Source organism: Dyadobacter sp. 22481, from assembly GCF_052044875.1.
Classification (GTDB): Bacteria; Bacteroidota; Bacteroidia; order Cytophagales; family Spirosomataceae; genus Dyadobacter; species Dyadobacter endophyticus.
The window spans coordinates 1,672,602-1,698,273 of the sequence record NZ_JBQENV010000003.1 but is presented as its reverse complement, the minus strand read 5'-3'; the positions used below and the strand labels follow the sequence as shown (position 1 = coordinate 1,698,273).

Below are 25,672 nucleotides of genomic sequence, written 5' to 3'. Positions count from 1 at the left end.
AAAATTAACTGCTGGTCGCCGCGCAGCCTTCGCGGCAAAATGGAGCTGTCCGTTCGCCGGACGTCGCCTGGATTAATAGTGAGAGGTGGAATGCACTGTCGGAATCCGAACAAGAAAGATTCGCTCCTTTGTGTCCTGATTTTGTGATTGAAGTGCGTTCAAAAACGGATAGCATTATTTATTTACAGAACAAAATGCAGGAATATATGGCGAATGGTTGCCGCCTCTCCTGGCTGATAGACCGGTATGGAAAGAAAGTCTACATTTACGAACCCGGCTGTGCCATCATCGAGCATTCAGGCTTTGACATTCAACTTTCCGGGGAGCAGGTTTTTCCCGGGTTTGTATTGAATTTGGGTGAGATCGGAAACTTCTGAAATGCGAAATGCTATTCAACCTATTTGCTTAGCCAGCAACGCAATCCCTTCCCGAAACGAATGCGGCTCGTAGCCCAAAACATTCCTTGATTTCGTAAGATTGAATCCCGTGCGCGGAGGCCTGCGGGCGGGTTGGGTGAATGCTGATGCGTCGGTAGGCGAAATCAGCGAGGCATCCAGTCCGAAGTAGTCTGCGGTTGCGAGCGCCATTTGGTAGGGCGTCAGGAAATCCTTGCCGGAAATATGGTAAATACCCTTGGCTTCCTGGTCGGCGATGAGGAAGCAGCCTGATGCCAGGTCTTCGGCCAGTGTGGGCGTGCGGAACTGGTCGGTTACGACGTTGATCGCCTTGCCTTCTTCCAATGAATTTTTGACCCAGAGAATAATATTGCTCCGGCTCATATCGTGCGCGACCCCGTATACGAGCACCGTGCGGGCGATGGCCCATTCGATGTCGGAAGACTTGACTGCCTTTTCGGCGGCATATTTACTCCATCCATAAAAACTGATCGGATTAGGAATATCTTCCTCACGGTAAGGACCGGAAGTTCCGTCGAAAACGAAATCCGTCGAGACGTGTTCGAGGAAAATTTCATACTTCGCACAGGCAGTGACCAGCGTTTCGGTAGCAGTGACGTTCAGCTTCCAGCACGCGTCCTTCTCTGCTTCGCATTGGTCCACGTTCGTCATGGCGGCGGTGTGAATCAGCACGTCGGGGCGCTCGGTTCCGAGCACCTGATCGACGGCTCCGGGATCGGTAATATCCATTTCAATATACCGGTATCCCGCGCTGATCGGCAGCCGGTTCTTGCCTATTGCCGTAGCAACGGTTTCAATATGCGCTTTTGAAACCAGCAGTTCCACTAATTTTTGCCCCAGCAACCCGTTGGAGCCGGTGATCAGGATTTTCTTCTTTTCCAATTTAAGCTTCGTATTTCCAGCCGTATTTGCGGGTAATCTTCTTCTTTTTCATCTTTTTGACAGACACTTTCATCGAAATGTCTTTCTCCGGACGGTCGCGCTCGTCCTTATCCACGGATGCAATCTTGTCGAGCACATCCATGCCGTCGATCAGCTGTCCGAAAACGGTATACGCGCCGTCGAGGTGCGGGGTGCCGCCAACTGTTTCATATACTTTTTTCTGGGCATCGGTCAATTTGCGTGCCGCGCGTGCCGACTGTTTTTCAAGATCGGCCTTGCTCCATTTCCGGCCTTCTACAATATAAAACTGGCATCCGCTGGATTCTTTCGCAGGATTATTGTCGCGTGCGGCCGCTAAGGCGCCTTTTTGGTGGAATAACTTGCCATTGAATTCCGCCGGAACCTTGTAGCCGTTATCACCGCGGCCGAGCATTGCATCCGGCTTTGCATTACGTGATTCGGGATCGCCGCCCTGGATCATGAAATCGTCGATAACGCGATGGAAAAGCAGTCCGTTATAGAACTTATCCTTGGCAAGTTTGATAAAATTGGCTTTGTGTTTCGGGGTTTCATCAAAAAGGATGAAGCGCATCGTGCCCTTGTCGGTATTGATGGTGATTACCTCGTCTTTTTTAGACGGTTTTTGTGCACAAACATTCAGGACAATGAGGCACAGCGCGCCGAGTAGAATCGATCTTTTTGTTTTCATAGGTGTTATTTGGCGGCCAGAACGTTTTTGTCTGCCGGGAAGAATTGAAATTTCAAACCGTAATCTTTCCCCTCCGAAACGTCCTCCATATTCACTCGGACAGTCTTGTTGTTCCAGGTGATTTTTTTGGTTTCCTCTTTGGGTGAAGAATAGGTCTCGCTAAAATACTGCTTGCTGGCGTTCCAGAGCTGTTTTGTTGCCTCCGAACTGTTCAGGTAAACGTCGATCGTGATCTTGTTCACCTTTTTTTCCGGGGTCAGAAAATACTGTACATCGATCGTCTCCAACCGTGCCGTTTCCGAGGTATAGCCCAGATGGTCGGGCGTTTCTTCAAACATTTCGAATGTTTCCGTCGCTTTCACCTTTGTGAGCGGATCACCGAACGCAATACCCCGCAGGACCGTACCGGAAGGATTTTGCGCGGACGGGCCAAGGATCGTTTTCAACAATGCCGATTGATCGCTATTCAGATCAGCGGGGACAGGTTCGTGCAGGACAACGGAATCCGCTGCCGCTTCGTTTTTTTCGTTCGTTTTAGTGTCGCAAGCTGATGCCAGTAATGCCATCATGAGCAATGCGATTCCATTTTTCAGCGTATTCATAAGTGTAGAGGTTGTGGCATTCGGTTTAAATAAGTTGAGAAATTATCGTGCCTTGCAACTAGTTCGAATATCGGTCAAATGCAATATATACATATTTACGGCTTGGGGAAATCTGGTTAAAATTCTCTCGAAAGGTTAAAAAAGAACCTCCGCTCGCCCAAGCCGTTCAGTGTGATATTGAATCGGGCGACGATGTTATAGAACGTCACAACATCGAGCCCGGCCCCGGCGCCATATAATGTCGAATTGCCGAGTCTCGTATTGCTGAACTCGGGATAGCTGTTTTTGACATAGCCGGCATCGGCAAAAGTGTTGATATAAGCTGCGAGTGGAATGGTATTGAACTGGCGGACGGGAATAAATGAAAAATGCTTTTGAATAGAGAAAAGCCTGTATTTCAGTTCGTTTTTGATCAATGCGTAATCCTGACCGTCGATCACGTAAAGCTCGTACCCGCGCACGAGATCATTGCGGTAACCGAGACCCACAGTTTGTGTATAAGGCTGGCGTTTCGGAAATGAAATCCGCCCACGCACATTGGTGTTGAAAAACCATTTCTTGCCAAGCGGGATGAATTTTCGGTAGGAGCCATACAAGTAAAGCGTATTGACGTCGTCGGAAGCCAGTAGCCCAGTTTTGGAAATTTGCAATCCGGCGGCTTGGCCCTGCAGTGCATATTGCGCATTGTCGCGCTTGTCGTAACTGTAGGTGTAGGTCAATTGGAAATAACGTTGCCGTTTATCCCCATTCAGCAGGTAATTGGGGTTTAAAGCCGCTACCGTGTCAGAGATCGTCAGGTAGCTCCAACGGAGGTCAAGGGAATGAAATGTGTAGTATTTATTACGGCGTGTCAGGCTCACATAGGTAAAGAATCGCTCGCGGTTGATTTCCTCGCTGCTGAGGTATTGCAGCTTGTCCCGCCAGGTCCTGAATGCGGTGTTTTTGTTGATGGAATAGGAGGTCCCGACGGTAATCCCCGTTTTTTGAGCCTTATCGATGTACGGTAACGTATAGGCCAGCTCGAACTTTGGAATGAAGCCGAATTCGGCCAGGAAACGAAGCTTATCGGCCCGGCCTGTAACATTACCGTAGCTGAGGTATACGCCGTAAGTCGTGCGGGAAAGGTCCCGCTTTCGTTCGTACCACCATTCATTGAAATTGCGATCGGCGAGCTGGAAGACGGGGAGCATGATAAAGTACCAGCGTTCCTTTACCGCAATGAGGATATCGGTGTGCACCGAGTCGGGATTAGGCTTCGTGAGCAACTCCACGGTAACAAACAGATTGGTATTAACCACCTTCCTGCGGTCGATTTCGAGCTTTTCTTTGAGTAATTCTGCCGTAAGCGTATCGCCCCGACGGATCGCCATTTCCCGCATGATAATGCCCGTGCGGGTACGATGGTTCCCTTCCACCGTAACATCGCCCACGATCACATTGCCTGTACTATCGGCAACGACCGTCTGGCCGGAGGCAAAATGGGAAATCAGTAGGATAAAAAGCAGAAAGTAAATCTCCTGACAGCACTTCTTAGGGTTCATTCTTCACGATCCGGGTTTCGGTATAGAAACGATACTTCCTGTTAATATGATAAAATTTTAGCAAAAATAGGGGTTAGTGAAGAATGGCAACAATCAGTTGACAGAAATCGGGCTTTCGGGCGCTTATGTTTTTTATCGGCTTTCAAAAAAAGGAGCGCGACGGGATGAAAAATCCGTGTCGCGGGAGTAGTCTGTTATGGGGCTTTGCCAGTATCCTTGTCACATACCAAAACTAACTAACACCATGTCATTATCCCGTGCTGAAATTTTGATTAACAAGCTAATCAGCAACAAGATATCCGGGGACGAATTGGCGGAGTTGCTTGCAGGAATTTCCGATGACGAACGAGGTAAAAACTACTCCGACGCCCTCGAAATTTATTTCAACCGTTTGTTAAGGGAAAGCAGGCCCAACGGTGAAGCCGGGCCGAAGGATTTATAGCAGATTACAGATATTACCATTACTCACCCTCCTCTATCAATTGTTTGGTCAGAAATTAAAAAACTTAGATCCGTTAGAATAGCCCAAAAGACACCATTCCTAGTAACGTGAGCAGGATTTCAATCAGTTTTTCTCCCGGGAGCAAACCTTCCGGAAGTTGATCCGCCACTCACCTGATACCATGTTATTAATACCGCTGACACGGATTATATAAGTCTGTATTGTGTTCCAGTTTTTAACATAAATCTCTATTCCCAGTATCATGAACAGTGCCCATCACCTTAAAAACAAAAACTATGGATCCAAATTCTACTGCTAGTCTGCGAAGGTTGCTTTTATGCATTTTCGTGGCCGTTTTCCTCGTCGCTCCGGCGTTTGCGGGGAAAAATTTTGATAAGACGATTAAGGGAAAAGTTACTTCGAAAATAGATGGGGCGGCGCTTCCCGGTGTCAGCATTGTTGTGAAGGGCACCCAGGTCGGAACGTCTACCGACGCAGCCGGCAATTATTCGATCAATGTCAGTGACGCTTCGAAGGCCATTCTGGTCTTTTCCTACATTGGTCATGAAACCCAGGAGGTGATTGTGGGTAATGAATCGGTGGTCAATGTGGATTTGGCGGAAGGTGTCGAAACCCTTGGAGAAACCGTAGTCACAGCATTGGGTCTCTCGCGCGAAAAACGCTCATTGGGGTATGCGGTCGCGGAAGTTCAGGGAAAAGATATCAGCCGGGTAGCACAGGAGAACGTGCTGAACTCCCTGTCGGGCAAGGTTCCGGGTGTTACCATCAGCTCTACGGGCGGAACCGGTTCGTCGGTGAGTATGATCATCCGCGGTGCGACATCCCTCAGTAATGACAACCAGCCACTTTTTGTCGTGGATGGTGTCCCTATTGCCAACACCCTGAACAATATAAGCCAGGTAGGAAATGACAACCGCGTCGATTATGGAAATGCGATTTCAAATATTAACCCCGACGACGTAGAAAGCGTTTCGATCCTTAAAGGACCTAACGCGGCAGCGCTTTATGGTTCACGTGCAGGTCACGGGGTCGTGCTGATTACCACTAAAAATGGCAGCAAAGCGAAGAAAATGACCGTTTCTGTTAATTCGAGCACTGTTTTTGACAGACCTTACAAATACCTGAACATGCACAGCAAGTTTGCAACGGGTATTCTTCCTTTTACACCCGATAATAATCCTTACCCGGGCGGCGTGCTGCTCATCGATGAGGGTTCAGCCGGGGGCGTGGGACCGGAACTCGATAAAGGGTACAAGGCGATCCAATGGAATAGCCCGAAAGACGCCAATGGTAAGCCCATTCCAACAGACCTCGTTTCGCACCCTGATAATGTAAAAAACTTCGTACGCACGGGTATCACCACGACCAATGGCGTCTCGATTTCCAATAGCAACGACCTCGTCACGTACCGTTTGTCATACTCAAACATGTCCAACCGGGGGATTATCCCGAACTCCGACCTTTTCCGGAATTCATTGAACATCAATTCGTCGGTCAGGCTAAGTAAAAAGTTGACATTGAGTACGAACATCGATGTCAGCCGCAACAATTCGAACAACCGGCCAGCAACCAATCGTGGTACGAACCCGCTGCAATGGGCATACGCTGTTTCGCCGCACATTGATATCAACGACCTGCGTAATTACTGGGTGCCGGGGCAAGAAGGCTTGAAGCAACTCTCGCAAGGTCCGGGCGCTTATAACAACCCATGGTTCCTGGCCTACGAGGTAAACAACAGCTTTGTTCGCGACCGTGTTTTCGGAAATGTGAAGGCTGACTGGCAGATTACCCCGCATTTGAGCCTTATGGGCCGTTATGCACTCGATACTTACCGCGAAGAGCGCCAGACCAAGATCGGCAATAGCTACACCAACGACAGCCGGGGCGGTTACGGGATAATTAATCTGTCGAGATTCGAGCGTAATGCCGACTTCCTTTTGACCTACAAGCGCGACATCAGCGATTTCAGTGTGTCCGTTTCGGGTGGTGGCAATACGCGCTATCAGAAAAATACAGACATGACTACGGCTACCAAAAACGGTACAGGGCTGATTATCCCGGGCCTGTATACTATGTCGAACATCGCTCCTGCGAACCTCTCTTACGGTAGCGCGATGTATGAAAAGGCGGTATTCAGTGTGTACGGATTGGCTAACCTTGGCTTCAAAGACATGGTTTACCTGGATCTGACGGCCCGGAATGACTGGTCGAGCACATTGCCAAAAGCCAATCGTTCCTATTTCTATCCATCGGCTTCATTGAGTGTTTTGTTAAATGAAATGTTCCCGATCGCGAACCAGATCAGCTTGCTGAAACTAAGAGGCGGTGTTGCTCAAGTTGGTAACGATACTAATCCTTACAGCTTGCTGGCAACGCTCGGCAATGCTGGGGCATGGGACGGCATCACACGTTTGTCGAAATCAGGACAAATTCTGCTACCCGACCTCAAACCCGAGATCGCGACTTCTTATGAATATGGCCTCGACCTGAATCTTTACCATAACCGCGTACGGCTCTCGGCCACTTACTATCAGGTGGAAAACCGCAACCAGATCATACCGACCAAACTTCCGGGGTCCAGCGGGTTTACTTCAAAAAACATCAATGCAGGTTTGCTCGTGAGCAAAGGGCTTGAATTTACCCTGGGAGGTACGCCGATCGATAAGAATGGATGGCGCTGGGACATTAACGCCAACTGGTCGAAAAACCGGACCACTATCAAATCGTTGTCGGACGGTCTTGAATTCTACACCCTCTGGACAGACGCAAAAGGTGGCGCCTGGACCTATGTCGGGGACAAGATCGGTGATATTTACGATGCCGAGCTCGTGACAGTTCAGGATAAGAGTTCGCCTTACTACAAATATCCGATCCTGGATGAAAACGGTTCGTGGCAATCGGTCAGCGCTTCCAAAACCCGCAATAAGATCGGTAATTTCAATCCGGATTTCACGATGGGGTTACAGACTTCCGTTTCCTACAAAGGGTTTAGCCTGAATATGTCGTTCGACTGGCGCCAGGGAGGCGACTTCGTGTCGCAAACATATCGCTACGGCGAATCGGATCTCAAATCCCAACGCTTCCTGGATAACCTGATCAATCCGAACGGAATGACGGGCGACCAGTTGCGCAATTACCTGGTTGAAAACAACAAAGTGGTTGTCAATGGAAACAAGTTCAATATCGTGGGCGGCCCTACCAAAGCATACGGAGGCTTCCCATTTGAGTACGGAGGCAACACTTACGATTATGCGGTGTTCAACCCGGGTGTGATCGCGCAATACAACGAAGCCGGCGAAATTACCGGTTATACCGAAAACCTGGGTGGCAAGGACACCAAGTACATTCCCTATGGCGACAACTACCCATGGGATTTCACCCGCGCGGCTACATTCGATGCTTCATTTATCAAGCTGCGTGAAGTGTCCCTGGGTTATGACCTGCCCTCTACGTTCGTGAAACGCCTCGGCCTTCAAAATGCCAACGTCGCTGTTTATAGCCGCAATATCATCCTTTGGACCAAAGCGAAAATCGGTATCGATCCGGAGCAGGCGTTCCAGCAAGAGTCGGGCGCACAGGCGGGTACCCAGTTCAAGCAGGGCATCGAACGTTACAACGTTACTCCCTGGGTGATGCCGATTGGCTTTAAGATTGGTTTAACTTTCTGATACAGAATCATATAGTTTATTTTATATAAATATACTCATGAAAAAAAATCACAACAAGTTCGTCATCATACCGCTGCTGCTGGCGTGCATGGTCTTTTCTTGTAAAGACCTGACGGAGATAAACGAAAACCCGAATGGTGTCGCGCCGGAGTCGGTAAACCCGAACCTTGTGTTGCCGACCGTCCTGACGGAAGCCGCGAAACTGTATGTAAACCTGGGTTATCAGGACATTGCTGGCGTGGTGCAGCATACGCAGAAAGACGCGTGGTCGAGCGGGCACAACGATTATGATTGGGGCGGCGACCAGAGCTGGAATGCCTATTACGACGTGCTTCGCAACAACGACCTCGTTTATCAGCGGGCCGTTGCGACGAATTTCGAGTTTCACCAGGGCGTTACCCTGGTAATGAAATCGTTTATGTTCGGGCTCATCACCGATCTCTGGGGCGATGCACCCTACACCAATGCATTGAAAGGGGAGGCGGGCTCGGTAGCCGACATTCTGCCGGCATTCGATAGCCAGGACAAGATCTATGCGGGCATCATCGCAGACCTCGAAAAGGCTAATGCGCTGCTTTCCAAATCAAAGGCCGAGTATGAGGGAATTGTCGACAACGTGGATGTCTTTTACGGCGGAGACCCTGCTAAATGGCGCAAAATGGCTAATTCGCTGATGTTGCGTTACTATCTGCGCATTTCGGCCAAGCAGCCGGACATCGCCAAGGCGGGTATCGAGAAGATTGTCGCCAATGCGGCCCAATATCCGATCATCACATCCAATGCGGATGATGCCACAATGGGCTTTCCCGGCAACAGCGAAGCCGATTCATGGCCTGCCAACACCGTAAGCGACGCCAGCGGAAGCAACTACCGCCGCATCAAAATGTGCGCCACATTGGTGGAGAAATTGCAGACTTTGAAAGACCCGCGGCTCGGAATCTGGGCCAACAAGGTGGAAGTGCCGCTGGTAGTAGATCCGACACAACCAGCCGGAACGGACAAAATCGTAGACGGCAAGCGGATACTTTCGCCGGATAAAGTGAAGAATACACCAGTCGACACCGACCCTGAATACGTAGGTTTGCCGCCAAGTTTTTCAGCATTGCCATCGGCATACAACCTCAATCCGACCCCCGGACAAACGTCTTTCAACCCGCACGTGTCCTTTTTGAATGATATTTATAAGGCTGCAAAGGGCCCGTTGTTGCGCGCACGGCTGATCTCGGCTGCCGAAGTAAACTTCATCCTCGCCGAGGCTGCATTGAAAGGCTGGGCTACGGGCGTTGCAAAAGACCGTTACGAAGCCGGTGTGAAAGCATCGATGGAAACCTGGAAGGTAGGCGACAAGTATGCCGCTTATGTTGCTACGCCGGGTGTGGTTTTCGACAATACTTTGAAACAGGTCCTCGAACAGAAGTGGATTGCCAGTTGGACTGCCGCCACCGAAGCCTGGTTCGATTTCCGCCGCACCGGCTTGCCTGCGTTGAAAGCTGGCCCGGCAGCAAAAAGAGAGGTTTTGCCTGTGCGTTTCTACTACATGCAGGATGAGTTGCGCATCAACAAGGCGAATACCGAGACCGCGGTGAGCAAGCTGGAAGTTACCGGCTATTCACAGGCCGACAACGGCAACAGCGCCTGGTCTAAGCAATGGCTTTTGCAAGGAACAGGCAAGCCGTGGTAGTCATATTTGTTTTAAGGTGAGTATTTAAAACCGGGACTGTCGGGATCATCCCACGGTTCCGGTTTAGTTTTAATATGTAAACCCATTTCAACATGAAAGTTAGGGCCATTGTATTTTGCTGTTTCTGCCTGTTTCTGAACCAGGTTACAGTTGGGCAGCATTTCAGGGCTGCGGCGGCTGTGCGGGTGATCACGCCCGATCCGCTGCTGCCGGTTTCGGGGGGCATTGGTACTCCCAAAAAAGCGACACAGAAGAATGGTGAACTGTACGCGAGGGCATTTGTGATGGAAAAAGGTGGAGTGCGGGTCGCAATTGTGAATGTGGATAACCTGGGGTGGCCAGCTGCATTAGGAAACAAGTCGCGGAAGCTGATAAAGGGCATCGCACCCGAGAACGTGCTCATAGGCGCCACGCATACGCATAGCGGGCCCGATGCTTATGGTTTTCCCAATGAAAAAGGTGAATCTTTCGCCGACCTTACCTACCTCGACCGGTGCGTACAGCAAATCGCCGATGCTGTGAATGAGGCCGTTGGGAAACTGGAAGATGCTTCGTTGAAAATCGCGGTAAGCGATGCAAAAGGGAAAATCGCCTACAACTACTATGCCGATCAGCTTTATGATCCCCGTTGCGGGGTGATCCAGGCAGTGGCAACCTCCGGAGTCAATAAGGGAAAGGCCATTGCTACGTTAGTCAATTACGCGGTGCACCCGGAAATTATCGGATCGGGCAGGGGCATTCTGAGCCCGGACCTTTGCGGGCCGCTGTACGATCGGATTGAGTCGCAGGGCGGCGGAACGGCCATTTTCATGAATGGCGCACAAGGCGGAATGGTAACGGCCGACAACCGCCTCGAAAACGGGAAAGAAGCCAGCGATTGGACTGAATGCAAAAGGATAGGCGAGCTGCTGGCCGACGAGGCATTGCGGATCGTGAAAGACGCGGCGGTGCAGGAAAACCCCGACGTTTATTGCGTTTCCCGCAGGATTGAGTTTCCGGTCGATTCGGAGGTCATGCGTTATATCCTCCAAAAATCACCGATTAAAAATGAGATGGCCGGTGATAACCGTATTGTTACGCAGCTTAACCTGCTTAATATCGGTACCGCTCAAGTACTGACGGTGCCCGGCGAAGCATTGCCCAATATCGGGTATTATGTGAAAAGGAATATGAATACCAAACAACCGTTTCTTTTCGGACTTACGAACGACGCCTTCGGTTATATGCTTACGAAAGTCGATTTCAATAGTTTTAAAAGGTATGACTACGTGAGCCGCACAAGCCTGGGCGAAATGACAGGAGAGATTTATATCGAGCAGGCATTGAAACTAGTAAAAGACAGCCCTAAGCCGGCCGCATCCGTGCCGGCCGCCACAGCGGGCAAGTAAACCGATTCTTCAAACCAAAACCGAGTGATCATGTTTTTGAAAATAGCCGTCAGGTCCGTTTTGTCCATGCTGCTGGCAATTGTGGCCATCGTGTTTGTGAATGCACAAAAAGTAACACCTGAAAATGCCCTGGAAAGTTATCTTAATAATGGCGACAAAACCTTTAAATGGGAGCTGAAAGAGACGTTCAAGCGCGACGATCTGACATTTTACCAAATACTCGTTACCTCGCAGAAATGGCGCCAGTTCACCTGGACACACCAGATGACGGTGATTGTACCCAAAGAAAACCGGCATGACGACGCGTTGCTCTTCATCACCGGCGGCTCCAATGCCGACGGACTGCCGAATTGGAACAGCAAAAAGGATGAAAAAATGTATGCCTCGCTTGGTGCGGTGGCTACTACGAACCATGCCATCGTAGCATTGCTGAAACAGACGCCCAACCAGCCGTTTTTCGATGATCTTACGGAGGATGCATTGATTTCCTATACTTTGCACAACTTCAAAAAGGACAAGGACTATACCTGGCCGCTGCTTTTTCCAATGGTGAAGAGCGCGGTGAAGGCGATGGATGCCGTGCAGCAGTTTTCTCAAAAACAATTGAAACATACCGTCAACAGCTTCGTGGTTACCGGGGCGTCGAAGCGTGGCTGGACCACCTGGCTTACGGGCGCTAGTGATAAGCGTGTGGAGGCGATCGCGCCGATGGTGATCGATGTGCTGAATATGCCGGTTAGTCTTGATTATCAGATCAAATCATGGGGCGATTACAGCGTCCAGATCGAAGATTATGTAAAACTGGGCATTCCGCAGTCGACCGGCTCGGCCGATGGGCAGGCCATTACGGCGATGATAGACCCCTATTCCTACCGCGCCAAGCTGACGATGCCGAAGATGATATTCATGGGAACAAACGATGAATATTGGGTGGTCGACAATATCAAAAACTATCTCGACAAGATCCCAGGGAAGAATATGCTGCATTATGTGCCCAACGCGGGCCACGACCTCGGCGACGGCAAGCAAGCGATGGAAGCCCTGAGTGCATTCTTCGGGGCGACGATTAACAAACGGCCTTATACCGAATGCAAATGGAGCCAGTCGGTGGCTAACCGGAAAGTAAACCTGGACATTAAGGCTACGCCGGATGCATTGGTAGACGTGATTCTGTGGTCGGCCAACTCGCCCGACCAGGATTTGCGGAATGACACCTGGACGGCTCAAAGTTTGAAAATAAGTCAAAAGTCTAGCGTGAAAGTGACCGCAGAGTTACCGGCAAGTGGCTTCCGCGCATTTTATGTGGATTTAAAATATAAAACACCGCAGGGTGACACTTACACCGAAAGTACGAGGGTGTTCCTAACGGATAATAAGTCAGTTCTGTAAATCCCTGAAATAGATGTATCTATACCTGACGGGAAACTTAAAATAGCCATGATCAAAAACAAAAGAATGCGCTGGTGGGCCTTGCTATGCCCTGTTTGGATGTCTTTTTACGCGCTAAGCGGTGAACAACCCGAGAGAACGGTGAAGGAGGTGATCGATCGTGCGGTGACCAGGTTGTATGCAACTCTTACACCGACGCAGCTCGATACGATTTCTGATGCGTATATTCTGAGCGTTCTCAGCGAGCGTGACAAGGAAACGCTGGCGACGCGTTTCTGGACTTTCGAAGTGAGTGTGCCCGTAAGAGTGTCACTGATGCGGCATACCGGCCAAGCCGTGCCGCCTTTCTGGATACAAAAAAGCGGGTTCCGGAAAACACAGATGCTCGTTAAAAACGAAGAATATACTTACGAGGTATGGCAGAAAGATTTCGAAAAAGGGGAGGTCGGGCTTGGTATCAATGGTTTTGACAAAGACCGGCCGGTTTATTTCATCAGCGTGGCGCCGCTCGACAAGGCCGAAAAATTGACCGTTTCGAATGTCATCCCCGCACAGTATGCATTAAGCACATTGCAAAAGGGGGCATTTACCTACCATGACTGGGATGGGTTGGTATTGACCGAAGTTCCCGAGGAGTTGAAAGGCCAGACGCTCCTCACGACCGTGCGGGGACGCGCGCGCGAGGCGCATTTAGTAAATGCATTCAGAAGGACTTCGACGCCTTCCTCTGAAAAGCCCGACCAGGTGGTCATGACATGGAGCGGCGACCCCGCCACCACGGCGAATATCCAATGGCGAACCAGTCCCAAGGTGCTCAGAAGCAAAGTGAAATATTGGAAACCAGGTGCTTCCGACACGCTTTTTACGGATGCTTCTGCATTCAATATGGAGGACAGGCTTTTGCAGAACGACCGGTTCGTAAACCGCTTTACCGCGCAGCTTAAAGGGCTGAGCCCGGGCTCTCTGTACTATTACTCGATCGGTACAGGGCAATTGCAATGGTCGGCGCCGGCGTCGTTCCAAACTGCCTCCGACCGTGTGAAAGAGTTCTCGTTCATCTGGTTCGGCGACACGCATTATTCACCTATCTGGGGTGATATGGCGCAAAAATCGATCAAACGGCATCCTGAAACCGCTTTCTTCTCGATCGCCGGCGACCTGGTAACAACCGGCTTGCACCGCGACGATTGGGACCAGCTTTGGGCACACGCCGGCCCGACGTTCAGCACACGGCCATTGATGCCGGTGCCTGGTAATCACGATAGCCAGGATGGCCTGGGTGCAGCGATGTACAAAGAGATGTTCAGCCTGCCGGAAAACGGCCCATCGGGCCAGCCTTCTGAAATGACCTATGCATTCAATTATCAGGATGCATTGTTCCTGATGATTGACGCCACGCTTTCGGTGCCTCAGCAAAGTGCGTGGGTTGAAAATCAGCTTAGGAATTCGAAAGCCAAATGGAAGTTTGCGATGTTCCATTTTCCGCCCTACAACTTCGAGGAGCCGTATGACGAGATCAAGCGCGAGTGGTGTACGCTTTTTGACAAATACCACGTGGATATGGTCATGAGCGGGCACATGCATTACTACCTGCGCACCAAGCCGATGTTTAATGAAAAAGAAGTTGCCAGCCCGGCGAAGGGGACGATTTACCTGATGTCTATCAGCATTCCCGGCAAGCAGGTGCGCTGGCCGAAGGAGGATTATGCCCTGGTAAGATATAAAGACGGCCCGCTTTATCAGCACATATCCATCAAGGGAAACACGCTGCATTACAAATGTTACAATCCCGAGGGCGAGATCAAGGACCAGCTGACGATTACGAAGTAGTATTTCATAATTTCAATTATAATGACCCGCATTACAGTATCCGCGATTCTATTACTATTTGTTGTTTTTAAAACCAATGCGCAAGTCCGACCGATCAGAAAGGAATTTTTGGACCCAACGTCGAAAAATGTGCTGGTTGCATCGCACCGCGCGGTGCACCATCAACTACCCGAAAACTCGCTGCCTGCGATCAGGGAAGCAATCAGATTGGGCGTCGATATTGTAGAAATTGATGTGAAAGTAAGTAAAGATGGTATTCCAATGCTCATGCACGACGGCAAGGTTGATCGTACGACAACGGGTAAAGGCAATCTTGAAACACAGACTTTCGATGAACTCCGGAAATTACGGCTCCTTTCGAATGGTAAAGTGACGGAAGAAACAATTCCCACGTTGGAGGAAGCCTTACAAGTGGCCAAAGGGCGCATTCTCGTCGATCTTGACCTGAAAACGGAACAAATCGATAAGGTAATTGAGGTGGTGAAAAAAGCCGATGGCAGGGAATTTGTGTTCTTCTTCGATAGCGACTATGAAATTCTTTCGAAAGTCGATGCGGCTTCCAAAAAGTACATGCTCATGCCGCGGGCCTATTCTCAGGCCATGGCCGATTCTGCGTTGACGCGCTTCAAACCGGAAGTTATACATATCGATTCGAAATTCTACACGCCCGAAGTCACCAGCCTGATCAGGAACAAGGGTGCGAGGATCTGGATCAATGCATTGGGCGCTCCGGACGAAGAAATCAGAAAAGGCAATGTCAGCGAAACGTTGAAAAACCTCACGAAACAAGGAGCCAATATCATCCAGACCGATGAACCGGAGAAGATGATCCGGGGGTTACGTGAGCTTGGGCTGCACCGATGAAAACAAAAGCCATTCCGGGAAAAACCGGAGTGGCTTTTTGATTATAAATGTAAAGTGCTTAATTCTTCCAGCAAATGAGGTAAATAGTTGGTTTTGATCTCCCAGACAATCGCATAGTCGATACCAAAATAGTCGTGGACGATTCGGTTTCTGAAACCCCTGATCTTATGCCAGTCAATAGTTGAATGCAGATCTCTGAATTCCTCTGGTAAGCGATTCGCGGCTTCGCCAATTATTTCGAAGTTTCTGATTACGGCGTCAATCGTCTTATCATCGTTGATGAACTCGTCAAATGATTGATCCTGCGTGTAAGTAAGGATTTTTTTCCCGCTCTCAAGAATGTCCTGAATCAGTAGTGACGATTTGCGGCTAGACATAGATTATTTCGGGAGCGATTTCTTCATAGTATCTCGGTTTAACTCCATTTTTAGAAACCAAGTCGACAGATTTGCCAATGCGGTCTTCGATCAAGTCGGCGAGCTCAATGAATTCGACACCCACTGGTTGGCTGAAATCCACAATAATATCGACGTCGCTGCTCACGGTAAAATCATCCCGAACGATTGAGCCGAACAGGCCGATGGAACTTACGTGATATTTATCCACAAGCTCCGGTTTTAGCTTTTTCAATATTTGAACAATGTCTGACAGCGCGTCCATTCGAATTTTTTTGCATACTAATCTAACTCTTTTTACTACTAAAACGGAGCCAGCCGTAAACTAATTTCAGTCTGTACCATTACTCAAACCGCCTGTTAGCCCCATTCAATTCGCCGTGCGTGCTGATGGCGACGGCCGTGAGGATGGCGAAAATGGCGATGATGAACGCGAAGTTGATCGCCCAGCGGCTGAGGTTCAGTCCGCGGTCGGAAAAAGAAGCCTGTGTCTTTTTGACCAGGAAACCCAGTATAGCGACGTTCAGGATGTAAAGGTATTGCTCGATACGGTACAAGCTCATGAACGCACAGGTGATGAGGATGCTGTAAATTGTGTACAAACCCAGATTGAGAAAGAAGAACAGCTGGATTCCCTCGTACCGCAGCTCAGAAAGCGGAGCATTTGCCCGGACATAATATTTAAACAGACTATAGGCGGCAAAAGACAGCACTAGCAACAATGCTATCCATTGAATGTAAGTTGTAATTCCGGCTGCATCGGCGAGTGGGTCGAAGCTCCGGATCGTTTCAACCAGCCTTTCTGTTTTGAACGATTGATCCCAGACGATGAAGGGGATAATCAACGTCAGAATAACAATCGGGGCCAGTAAGCCGGAGCGCGAGGCTTGTGCGTCGGTGGTTTCCCATTCGGATGTGAAAGTGCCATAAGCCATTCCCACACCGCCAAAAAAGCCGATCGAATATTCCATAACGTTCCAGAAATTGAAATGAATGCCGGAAACGTTTCCCATTACCTGTAAAAAGTTGCCGAATGCGAATCCGAACCCGCCGCCCAACCCAGCGAAAATGGACAGTCTTATAGCCGAATGTTGCTTGTGGCGGATCATATACCAGAACAGCGCGACGGTCATCCCGAGACAGGCTGCCCAGGCTTCCGAGCGTGGAGGGGTCATGAGCCAGCCGAGCTGTTCGATCAGAAGATAGTAAAATAGGATCGCGCCAGCGGTCATTTCCGCGATCAGCTGCGACCATCGCACAGGCTTTTCGGGGGAGGAGGCCAGGGTAAGGCCGAACAGCCCGCCGCCGATCAGCCCGAACAGCCCGCCGATAATGCCGAGCATCAGAAATCCGTAATACACATTCCCGAATTCGAGCCCGCGCGCAAAACCAACCACTTTGCCGTAGCTGATGATGCCGCCTACGCCCCAACCGGCAGCCGAAGCCAGTGCAAGTTGGAATGCTTTGGCATACCAGTCTTTGCGTTTTGCGATGAGGACGATGCTTAATCCGCCGATGCCACCTGCCCAGGCGGCTCCTTGTTCGTGCCCAAACTGGCCGCGTATGGCCCAGGCCGTGCCTAATGACATGCCCGCAACAAGCAAGGCGTAAAGTAGTTGTCTGTTATTCATGAATGCAATGCGACTATGGGTTTGTGGGATAAATACTGGATAGTCGTTGAAAAAGACTATAATCGAGCTGCTGGCTGACAGGAAATAGCCCGATTCCTTTCTCCCATAGTATTTCCATTAAAACTTGCCACGACATTTCAGGAATACCATACCATGAGCAGCAAAAAGGAACAACTAGCGATCTACGGCGGACCCAAAACCCTCGACAGGACATTTCCATGGCCGATTTACGATGAAAAGGAGGTGAACGCAGTTGCAGCCGTTGTCGCGAGCGGCAAATGGGGCAACCCTGATTGCGGGGATGAAGTGGAGCGTTTCGAACGTGCATTTGCAGCATATTGCGGGAGCAAGTATGCCATTACCTGCGTAAATGGCTCGGTTTCACTCCGGCTGGCATTGATGGCGTGCGGCGTGAAACCGGGCGACGAGGTGATTGTTCCGCCTTATACGTTCATTACCACGGCTTCTACAGTGATCGAATGCAATTGTGTGCCTGTTTTTGTGGATATCGATCCCGAAACTTACAATATCAGCCCAGCAGCCATTGAAGCGGCCATTACCCCGCGCACGAAAGCGATCATTCCGGTGCATTTTGGCGGGCTGGCCTGCGATATGGACGCGATCATGGACATTGCGCAACGACATAACCTCAAAGTGATAGAGGATGCTGCGCACGGGCACGGGGCGGAGTACAAAGGCAAAAAACTAGGCTCTATTGGTCACGTGGGCAGTTTCAGTTTTCAATCTTCGAAAAACCTGACCTCCGGCGAAGGCGGCATTGTCATTACCGATGACGATGAGTTATACGCGACCATGCATTCCCTGCGCAACGTTGGGCGGATCGAAGGCGGGCAATGGTACGAGCATTACAATCCCGGGTGCAATTACCGCATCACCCAAATGCAGGCCGTGCTGCTTACGGAACAGCTCAAACGCCTGGAAGAGCAAACCCGCCGCCGGAATGGTAATGGGTTGTATTTGAGTGGTTTGCTGGAAAAAATAGTGGGGATATTCCCTCTGAAACGCGACGAGACCATTACGCTGCACGGTTATCACATCTATATATTCAAATACGACGCGACGAAGTTTGGCGGCCTGCCCAAAAGTGAATTTGCGGCAATGCTCGCTGCCGAAGGTGTGCCCAGTTTCAAGGGTTACCCACATCCGCTCTACAAGCAGCCGCTTTTTCAGAATAAAACTTTCATGTGCTACGCCATTCCCGATAGTGCAGATTACAGCCGGACGTTCTGCCCCGTGGCCGAACAGGCCTGCGATACCGACGCCGTCTGGATCCTCCAACATGCAATGTTGGGCGAAAAAGAAGACATGGAAGCTTTTGCAAGCGCAGTTTTGAAAATTCAAGAGGCAGTCAGCTAATAGCGATGCCTTCTGAGTGGCGCATTATAGCTTCCGACGCATCATAATGTCGGTCTGAATATCGTCCCCGAGTTTGAAAAGGTGTTTGTCGAATTCCACAAAACCATTCCGTTTGTAAAAGCCGATGGCCTTTTTATTCTCTTCCCACACGCCCAGCCACACGTAAGCGTACTGGTGCGTGCGGGCGATCTCGATGGCTTTGTCATAAAACAGCTGCCCGATTTTCAGTCCCTGCCAGGCTTGGAGGACATATATCCGCTCGATTTCCAATGATGTACTGTCTTTCAGCTCGCTTTGGGCGGGGCCGTGGTTGATTTTGAGATAACCGATCAGCTTACCGCCGTCATAGGCAAGGTGAAATTCTGAAAACGGATTATTCAGTTCAGACGCTACTCTTTCCAGACTGAAACCGGTTTTCAGGTAATGAGCCATGTTTTCCTCCGTATTAACCGAAGCAAACGATTCATAAAAAGTATCTATCCCGATTTGTCTGACGGTGTCCAGATCGTCGATGGTAGCTTTAATGAGTTGTATTGACATATTACTTGCTGGGTAATGCTTTTAATCTGACGCCCTCGCTGTGGGCAGTGAATTCCGGCGCGTACATGCATTGGATCGTGGTGATACCATTGCTGAAATCGCCCTCATGTATAATAAAAAGCGGATATTCGAACACATAAGTTCCTTTTCGCAATGCATTGAAGAAGAAATTGGTGCTGGCGTCGCGCGTGCTTTCGTAGTAACCCAATCCTCCCTGCCAGTGGTAGCCGCTCAGCACGTTCACCGGTTCGAGGCCGGATGCGCGCATGTCTTTCAAATGCACATATTCCATATCCCGGTCGACGCGCAGTTCGATGCGAACCTTTATTTTGTCGCCCACCTTCACGGTAGCGCCTTCGCGTACGGGTGAGAGTACCGGGCCGGAATCGCTGTTCGTTTCTACAAAAAGCTGTTTGGAGAGTTTTAAGGGCGTTTCTGCGAAGGTGATTTTATCGAGGTCTTCGAAGTATTGCCAGTAGACGGCGCCCCAGCCGGGCAGTTGGGAAGATGCTGCGTTGCCATTTACAATAAGGTCGATATTGCCCATTTGTGCCGTTATGCCTGTACCGATGGTCTGTTTAAAGTAACCTGTACCGCTCTCTGTTTTTTGATCCGTTGAACTGACCTCGGTATTGCCTACACGGATTGTGGCTTTCGGAGATTCGGCCAGCCAATCGCCTCCATTCATTAGCAGGGCATAGCAAGCCTCCGCGGTCGCTTTGGTACTCTCCCAGCTATTAGTCTGCTTGTTTTTCAGGAGCCAGGTTTTAAGCTCCGCCACTGTCGACTGGTCATTACCGATTTCTTGAAATGCTTCAATAAGCAAAGCTTGGCGCTCAATGGGCGCCTCATGCCACCACCATCCCCGTTGGTTGGTTTTCCAGTACATACCCAATTCTTCATGACGGACTGCCGTTTGTCGCAATGATTCGAGGATCTGATTAGCCGTTTTTGGGTCCTGCGTGCGATGGCATATCAAGGCCGTCATGCCCTGAAGGAATTTAGATTGAGAAACCCAGGTAAGCCTGGCACGATCGCGGTAATATTGAAAAGCCTTTTGTGAACCAGCGGGAATAGGATTCTTGAAAAAACTCCTCGCATAAAGATATTGCAGTTCGCCCGGGCCTGGGACATACTGTTTCAGATCCGATTTAGATTTGATCAGCCTGTCGTAATCCTCCTTGATCCGCTTGTCGAGATAAGGCAGGGCCTTTTCCAGGATCGCATTAACATTTTCCAGTTGTGAAGAATGCAGCGCATTGATTTTCTGCAAATGGGCAATTCCTGTAACGATGTACTGGGTAATGTAGCGATCGTCCGGGCCGCCTTTGAACCACACGAAGCCGCCGTTAGGGCTCTGCATTTCCTGTAATTTGCGCATGCTTCCATTCAGCTCGTTCTCCATTCTGACGAGGTCGAAGAGCAATGCGATATTCCTTTTTTGCTCCTCTTCGGATTTTGAAGCCAATACCCAGGGTGTTTCCTGAATAAGCAGTGATTTCAGTTCCTGATTTTTTTCAAGATTGCTTTGCAAGGCATCCGTACCCTTCCAAGACTTGAAAACCGCGGCAATCCTGGGCGAAGCATTCACAATATGCGAGGCCAGGGAGTTGGCATAATAGCGGTTCCAGGTTTGCTCGGCGCATTCATATGGATATTCCATCAAATAGGGCAGCGATTGCACCGCATACCAGGCGGGGTTGCTACTATATTCGACTGTTACCGACTGGTGGGTTAGCGTAGTCGATCTGGCCGAACCCAGGAGTTTTTCAAGTGTAAAGTGCTTCGTGCCGCTTCCTCTTATCGATATGGGCATACTTTCGGTAACCAGCATCCGGTTCGGCAGGACGGGCAGGATATTTTCTTCGCCATCCGACAAGCTTCCGGCTTTCGCAACCGCCCGCCAGGTAACCATTTTGTTGAAACCCTTTGGTATTTCCAATGAAAAAAGGGTGGTACTGCTTTGTCCGGCAGCGAGGGAAAACTGGCTTGACGGTCTTTCGTTTTTGAAAAGTTTATCCAGAGACTCATTGTTTTCCGCATCAAATAGGGACAATGAAACCGCTCCATTCACCTCCGAAGTGCTCAGATTCGCAACTTTTACCGGGAAACTGACCCGGTCGCCCTCGCGCAGGAAGCGGGGTGCATTCGGTTGTATCATCAGCTCTTTTTGCGTGATGATCTCCTTGCTACTATATCCCAAGGCAAGTTCCTGCGTATGCGCGAGCGCCTGGAATTTCCACCTGGTAAGCGCCTCGGGCAGCGTGAATGAGAAGGTAATGTTGCCTTCGCTATCCGTTTTCAGATCGGGGAGGAAGAAGGCGGTTTCGTTGAAGTTGGTACGAATGGGTGGAGCCGCATTGTTTGGCGGGGTGTTTTCACCGTTACCGGTTTTGGATTTTTCCTGGTCTTGTCTGACGTCATTGCCTTCGCCTGCTTCCATCGCGATGGTTGTTTCTTCTACTTCTGATTTATCCATCTTCATTGGGGCGGCTTGTGGCATGGGCTCTGCTACTGAGCCCTTAACTGCCATTCGCATAAGCCTTGAACGCCCACCGCCTGCTGCACTCATAGGTCTTCCTTCACTATATATCCCCAACCCCTGAAATAGTACATCATATCTTTTGTCAAAAGACTTGTATTCCCCATACTCGGCATACCGGATATCTGCATCTGCCGACCGGAAGTTGCCGTTGTCGGCCCAGTATTTCAAGCCGATTCGTTCGCGCCAGATGTTTGGTTTCGTCCATTGATGCGGGTTAAACTGATCCAAAGACGCGTCGTACATACTACCCAGCATTTCGGCAGCTACTTTTTCTTTCTGATAACCGCTGATTTTTACCTTCCAGGTTTCCTTGCTGCCTGGCAGTGTTTTGTCACGGAATGTTTGATATTCAATTTTCAGCTCTTTGTTTGTCCACGGTACTATGATGGTTTCCATGTAAGTGTGCACACGGTTGTGCTTGACGAACATGTAATACACTGAATAGCCCCCACGGTCTGCTTCCGAAGCGGTATAGTCGAATCTCCTTACTTCATCATTTAATGTTATGTAGGAGAAATCCTTCGACGCCGATTTTCGATTGCTGCTGGTGATCAGAAATGCCTTTTCGGCGGAGGTACCCAATGCGTAGTGTCCATTGTCGCCTGGTTCAATAGCCTTGCTGTGCGTGGGAGCGAAATACTGAGGGTGAGTCAGTTTTTTGGCATTCGGATCAGTTAACTCGATGAACTTTATGTCGGTGAGTTTTTCTCCAGCGGCATTCACGGTGCTGATCTGAATTTTGTAAAAACCGGCGGGAAGCGCAAAATCTGAAACCGAGATTTCGGTATCCGGACTGAGGCTGACCGTTTTGCTCACGCCAGCGCCAATTACCTCCCAGTTTTCCATTTCTGTTTCTTCATCGTACTCGTCGTTTGGAAAACTGGCCGTGTACGCATCTTTGGTCATGACAAACAGGTCGGGCCGTTGCCAGAAACGATTCCTGATCAACCTTTTTTCCGGTATGATCCGTTCGATCCGGATCGTTGCATCCGCAGGAGCGAATGCTCCGGCCAGGTTTTCGGTGCGGACTGACAATGATTTGAACCGGCTGATATCCAGCTTTGCAGGGATATCGGCTTGCAGCACATAGGATTTATAACTGACCGAAATCTGCGTCTGCGAGCTCCGGGTCTCTCCATTGCTGTCAGTTACATCCGCGTAGACGGTGTAATCAAACACCGGGTCCGTTTTAGGGTCGATTTTCAGGTCGGGAATGGCTTTAAAGTTAACGTGGAATGTACCGTCAATACCCGTGACGGTGTCGCCGTGCGCAATTTCCATTGGCTCCGTCGGTTGCCACCAGCGTTTGACCAGCCACGGATAGATTATCCGTGGCGTGCGCACGACCCGGTATTTCACTGTCGCCCCATCGATCGCATTTCCGGCGTAGGCCAAGGCCTTACCTGTTACTTTAATCTGCTCATTAACCTTGTAACTGGTTTTTAATGTATCAAACCCGACGGCAAACCGGGGGCGTTTGTATTCCTCCACACGGAAATCAGCCCTGTACTCATCCCGAATTTGTATATAGAAATTACCGGTGAGCCCGCCTTGCGGAATGTTGAATGAGCCTGAAAAACTGCCAAATGCATTGACGTGATGCTTCGTTTCAGCAACATGCTCTGCATTCGCATTATAAAGTGTAACGGTAAACTCCTCCCGCTGGTCGTTGAGCACACTGTTACCCTTTCTGACGATGCCTTTGTAATAAACCGTCTGGCCGGGGCGGTACAAACTGCGGTCTGTGAAAAGGTATGCTTGCACAGTATTTTTCTCCTGATCCTCCGTTTCCTCCGCGTTATAATAGTAGCGGCCGTTGTTTTCTTGCAAAAAGAGCCTGTCCTGCTGATAAGTGATTTCGAACAGCCGTTGCTTGTCTCTCTTGCTTTGGGACGGCGACGGCACCTTGAAATGCCCGGATGGATCGGTAGTAAGTCGCGCTCCTTTATTGCTGACGTAAGCCCTTGTATTATAGTTGTAGCTTTTTTCCCACAACTGCACTGTTGCCCCTGGCAGAGGCTGACCGTTATCACGGTTCAGGACAAAGAAGTCGTCTTCCTTTTGGACAAAACTGATGTCGGACACGTAAAACAACGTAGCCCCGAGCACTGCTTCACTATTTTTAAAACCCGGATCGGAGCTGGCCAACAACACGTATTCGCCGGAGGGCAAGCCATCGGATTTTACTTCCACAGCATGTTCCTGATGGTCGTTGGTTTCAGGAAGTGATTGTTCCCAGGCACGCAACGGTTGCGCACTGGTCAATCGGGGCCATTTTGCATTGTTATCATCCCGTTCCAAACTGTTTTTGATCAGATCGACCGCCTTCACGACCCGCAAAAACAACTTGTTGAAATTCTTATACTTCACCAGCATCCGAAACGGTTTGCCGACAACATTCACATTCTCCACTGAAAAGTAGAGGCTTTTGCGGGTAATCTGTTTGGCAAGATTGAATGCATTAATGCCTCCTTCCGTCTCCGGATTCTCCCGGGCGATTCTTTGACAGACTTCTAATGCCTTCACACGCTCAAAGCGAATCGTCGAATCAGCCCCAGGTTTGTAATTATCCGCCTTTTCATTCAGATATGCCGCTTTCAGGTACCATGCCTGCGCAGCCGCGGGAGTCGATTGATACTGATCCGCGACATGGCCCACCGCCATCAAATACAGCTCGTCCTTATCCGGATGCACCGATTTCTGCCGCACATATTGCAACCGCGCCAGGTCCACGTCGATCAATGCGCCCGGGTCCTTGTCTTCCAGGTGAAATGCGATCAGTTTCTGATAAAGTAGCAGCGCATGATGTTCCAGCGAGGCCGAATCTTTTGTTTCAAACTTTCTGTGTATGAAATCCGCAGCCGGATCAAACGCCGACGCCGTATTGATTTCGAATGCATAGGCAGGCTTTTTGATGTTTCGTTCATCCGAAGAAAAATAATCCAAAACCTTGAATGCGAGGAGATCGAACAGCGTCGGACGTAGCTTGCGCATGTTGCCTTTGGTAATGATAGCGTCGTAGTTATCGAGCTTTGTCTTTTTCAGAACAGCTTCGTCCTGAATCGATTCGAGAAACAATGCACCTATTTTTTGATGAAAATCTTCGGTGCCCCAGGTTGCAATGTCAGCCTTGTCGAAGGTTACGGTGGCTGTCCGGCCGTACAATTGCCAGCGAACTGTCTGGTAGTAAGCGTAATACTCCGAAGCTACTAGGCTCATCAGGATTGATCGCGCCGGGCCTGTGCTTGCAGCCACTTCCTGTTCCAGCTCCTTGATAGACGCAATGGCGTTATTTTCGCGGTTTTCGGTCTGCAATTGGGTCATATACACAGCCGCTTTAATCAACTGGGCATCCTGTTTTTCCTTCTTTGCAAGTCCATAGATTTTTTTCACTTGTTCAAGGGCGTCCTTGCTAAGTCCTTTGCCGGCGAGTTCATCGACTTTTTTCCATTCTGCGGCGTAATTCTTGACCGGGCTTTGTCCGTAGGTGTGCATAGTTAACAATAGGATAATGGTGATGATCAGGTAGTAACCGGTGGTGTACGCTATTTTCATCGCGTGAAGAGTTTGGTTTGTGATGATTTGATAAAGATAATAAATCGCCGCAGCGCCAAAAGCGGCATTGAGCAGCCGGAATACGTCATTCAGCAAACAACCGGGGAAAGCCTTGCCGTGCAGAAGTATAAAACATCTACATTGCCTCTTTTTACAATATGAAGTATCTTTAAATACTACTTTTACAAAATATAAC

At 49.7% G+C, this 25,672-nt stretch carries 18 protein-coding genes; 9 read left to right on the top strand and 9 right to left on the bottom strand.

Translation table 11 applies throughout. From position 1 onward, the window contains the following. The first annotated feature begins 8 nt into the window (after positions 1–8). Positions 9–377: a Uma2 family endonuclease gene (locus tag ACTJJJ_RS25800; protein ID WP_440703489.1), complete on the top strand. Its 369-nt coding sequence runs from the start codon at positions 9–11 to the stop codon at positions 375–377. Between the two features lie 15 nt (positions 378–392). On the opposite strand, the gene ACTJJJ_RS25795 is transcribed toward ACTJJJ_RS25800, so the two are convergent. The 4 genes from ACTJJJ_RS25795 to ACTJJJ_RS25780 all read right to left on the bottom strand — a co-directional run bounded on the left by ACTJJJ_RS25795 (position 393) and on the right by ACTJJJ_RS25780 (position 4,150). Continuing rightward, positions 393–1,298, bottom strand: coding sequence for an SDR family oxidoreductase (locus tag ACTJJJ_RS25795; RefSeq protein ID WP_426292105.1), 906 nt, complete (start codon positions 1,296–1,298; stop codon positions 393–395). A gap of 1 nt (position 1,299) precedes the next feature. Continuing rightward, on the bottom strand, positions 1,300–2,007 hold the full coding sequence (locus tag ACTJJJ_RS25790) for a peptidylprolyl isomerase (RefSeq protein ID WP_426292104.1): 708 nt from the start codon (positions 2,005–2,007) through the stop codon (positions 1,300–1,302). 5 nt (positions 2,008–2,012) lie between these two features. Next, on the bottom strand, positions 2,013–2,609 hold the full coding sequence (locus ACTJJJ_RS25785; RefSeq protein WP_188937124.1) for a hypothetical protein: 597 nt from the start codon (positions 2,607–2,609) through the stop codon (positions 2,013–2,015). 116 nt (positions 2,610–2,725) lie between these two features. Further along, positions 2,726–4,150, bottom strand: coding sequence for a BamA/TamA family outer membrane protein (locus ACTJJJ_RS25780; RefSeq protein WP_440703451.1), 1,425 nt, complete (start codon positions 4,148–4,150; stop codon positions 2,726–2,728). Positions 4,151–4,394: 244 nt separating this feature from the next. Here ACTJJJ_RS25780 and ACTJJJ_RS25775 point away from each other — a divergent pair, with 244 nt between their 5' ends. The 7 genes from ACTJJJ_RS25775 to ACTJJJ_RS25745 all read left to right on the top strand — a co-directional run bounded on the left by ACTJJJ_RS25775 (position 4,395) and on the right by ACTJJJ_RS25745 (position 15,433). Continuing rightward, positions 4,395–4,592 carry a hypothetical protein gene (locus ACTJJJ_RS25775; RefSeq protein ID WP_188937119.1) on the top strand — a complete coding sequence of 66 codons (198 nt, stop codon included), beginning with the start codon at positions 4,395–4,397 and terminating at the stop codon, positions 4,590–4,592. 296 nt (positions 4,593–4,888) lie between these two features. After that, a complete protein-coding gene (locus tag ACTJJJ_RS25770; RefSeq protein ID WP_440703450.1) occupies positions 4,889–8,281 on the top strand; it encodes a SusC/RagA family TonB-linked outer membrane protein in 3,393 nt (1,130 codons plus the stop codon). A gap of 37 nt (positions 8,282–8,318) precedes the next feature. Then, positions 8,319–9,962, top strand: coding sequence for a SusD/RagB family nutrient-binding outer membrane lipoprotein (locus tag ACTJJJ_RS25765; RefSeq protein ID WP_426292101.1), 1,644 nt, complete (start codon positions 8,319–8,321; stop codon positions 9,960–9,962). 92 nt (positions 9,963–10,054) lie between these two features. Then, positions 10,055–11,350 (top strand): hypothetical protein, encoded by a 1,296-nt coding sequence (locus tag ACTJJJ_RS25760; RefSeq protein WP_440703449.1) that lies wholly within the window; start codon positions 10,055–10,057, stop codon positions 11,348–11,350. A gap of 24 nt (positions 11,351–11,374) precedes the next feature. Further along, the gene (locus ACTJJJ_RS25755; protein WP_426292100.1) at positions 11,375–12,739 is read left to right on the top strand and encodes a PhoPQ-activated pathogenicity-related family protein; all 1,365 of its coding nucleotides are present in this window, start codon (positions 11,375–11,377) and stop codon (positions 12,737–12,739) included. 48 nt (positions 12,740–12,787) lie between these two features. Then, complete coding sequence (locus ACTJJJ_RS25750) at positions 12,788–14,569, top strand: fibronectin type III domain-containing protein (RefSeq protein ID WP_440703448.1); 1,782 nt, start codon at positions 12,788–12,790, stop codon at positions 14,567–14,569. A 21-nt stretch (positions 14,570–14,590) separates the two neighbouring features. Further along, positions 14,591–15,433, top strand: a complete 843-nt coding sequence (locus ACTJJJ_RS25745; RefSeq protein WP_440703447.1) for a glycerophosphodiester phosphodiesterase family protein — start codon at positions 14,591–14,593, stop codon at positions 15,431–15,433. A gap of 41 nt (positions 15,434–15,474) precedes the next feature. Here the strand turns inward: ACTJJJ_RS25745 and ACTJJJ_RS25740 are convergent, their stop codons facing one another. The 3 genes from ACTJJJ_RS25740 to ACTJJJ_RS25730 form a co-directional block, all read right to left on the bottom strand. Further along, positions 15,475–15,810: a DUF86 domain-containing protein gene (locus ACTJJJ_RS25740; protein WP_426292097.1), complete on the bottom strand. Its 336-nt coding sequence runs from the start codon at positions 15,808–15,810 to the stop codon at positions 15,475–15,477. Then, on the bottom strand, positions 15,803–16,093 hold the full coding sequence (locus tag ACTJJJ_RS25735) for a nucleotidyltransferase family protein (RefSeq protein WP_188937094.1): 291 nt from the start codon (positions 16,091–16,093) through the stop codon (positions 15,803–15,805). The genes ACTJJJ_RS25740 and ACTJJJ_RS25735 overlap by 8 nt, the downstream gene beginning before the upstream one ends. Before the next feature lie 79 nt (positions 16,094–16,172). Further along, positions 16,173–17,459 (bottom strand): hypothetical protein, encoded by a 1,287-nt coding sequence (locus ACTJJJ_RS25730; RefSeq protein ID WP_440703446.1) that lies wholly within the window; start codon positions 17,457–17,459, stop codon positions 16,173–16,175. Positions 17,460–17,612: 153 nt separating this feature from the next. Between ACTJJJ_RS25730 and ACTJJJ_RS25725 the strand changes: the two genes are divergently transcribed. Further along, the gene (locus ACTJJJ_RS25725) at positions 17,613–18,836 is read left to right on the top strand and encodes a DegT/DnrJ/EryC1/StrS family aminotransferase (RefSeq protein WP_440703445.1); all 1,224 of its coding nucleotides are present in this window, start codon (positions 17,613–17,615) and stop codon (positions 18,834–18,836) included. Between the two features lie 24 nt (positions 18,837–18,860). Here ACTJJJ_RS25725 and ACTJJJ_RS25720 read toward each other — a convergent pair whose 3' ends face one another. Together ACTJJJ_RS25720 and ACTJJJ_RS25715 are read right to left on the bottom strand one after the other, a co-directional pair. Further along, positions 18,861–19,376, bottom strand: a complete 516-nt coding sequence (locus ACTJJJ_RS25720) for an N-acetyltransferase family protein (RefSeq protein WP_440703444.1) — start codon at positions 19,374–19,376, stop codon at positions 18,861–18,863. A 1-nt stretch (position 19,377) separates the two neighbouring features. Beyond that, complete coding sequence (locus ACTJJJ_RS25715) at positions 19,378–25,476, bottom strand: alpha-2-macroglobulin family protein (protein WP_440703443.1); 6,099 nt, start codon at positions 25,474–25,476, stop codon at positions 19,378–19,380. Positions 25,477–25,672: the final 196 nt, after the last annotated feature.

Coding starts and splice junctions, on each gene's coding strand:
- ACTJJJ_RS25735 (WP_188937094.1), bottom strand. CDS start 16,093: ATGGACGCGCTGTCAGACATTGTTCAAATATTGAAAAAGCTAAAACCG.
- ACTJJJ_RS25760 (WP_440703449.1), top strand. CDS start 10,055: ATGAAAGTTAGGGCCATTGTATTTTGCTGTTTCTGCCTGTTTCTGAAC.
- ACTJJJ_RS25720 (WP_440703444.1), bottom strand. CDS start 19,376: ATGTCAATACAACTCATTAAAGCTACCATCGACGATCTGGACACCGTC.
- ACTJJJ_RS25790 (WP_426292104.1), bottom strand. CDS start 2,007: ATGAAAACAAAAAGATCGATTCTACTCGGCGCGCTGTGCCTCATTGTC.
- ACTJJJ_RS25785 (WP_188937124.1), bottom strand. CDS start 2,609: ATGAATACGCTGAAAAATGGAATCGCATTGCTCATGATGGCATTACTG.
- ACTJJJ_RS25740 (WP_426292097.1), bottom strand. CDS start 15,810: ATGTCTAGCCGCAAATCGTCACTACTGATTCAGGACATTCTTGAGAGC.
- ACTJJJ_RS25770 (WP_440703450.1), top strand. CDS start 4,889: ATGGATCCAAATTCTACTGCTAGTCTGCGAAGGTTGCTTTTATGCATT.
- ACTJJJ_RS25780 (WP_440703451.1), bottom strand. CDS start 4,150: ATGAACCCTAAGAAGTGCTGTCAGGAGATTTACTTTCTGCTTTTTATC.
- ACTJJJ_RS25725 (WP_440703445.1), top strand. CDS start 17,613: ATGAGCAGCAAAAAGGAACAACTAGCGATCTACGGCGGACCCAAAACC.
- ACTJJJ_RS25715 (WP_440703443.1), bottom strand. CDS start 25,476: ATGAAAATAGCGTACACCACCGGTTACTACCTGATCATCACCATTATC.
- ACTJJJ_RS25745 (WP_440703447.1), top strand. CDS start 14,591: ATGACCCGCATTACAGTATCCGCGATTCTATTACTATTTGTTGTTTTT.
- ACTJJJ_RS25765 (WP_426292101.1), top strand. CDS start 8,319: ATGAAAAAAAATCACAACAAGTTCGTCATCATACCGCTGCTGCTGGCG.
- ACTJJJ_RS25730 (WP_440703446.1), bottom strand. CDS start 17,459: ATGAATAACAGACAACTACTTTACGCCTTGCTTGTTGCGGGCATGTCA.
- ACTJJJ_RS25750 (WP_440703448.1), top strand. CDS start 12,788: ATGATCAAAAACAAAAGAATGCGCTGGTGGGCCTTGCTATGCCCTGTT.
- ACTJJJ_RS25775 (WP_188937119.1), top strand. CDS start 4,395: ATGTCATTATCCCGTGCTGAAATTTTGATTAACAAGCTAATCAGCAAC.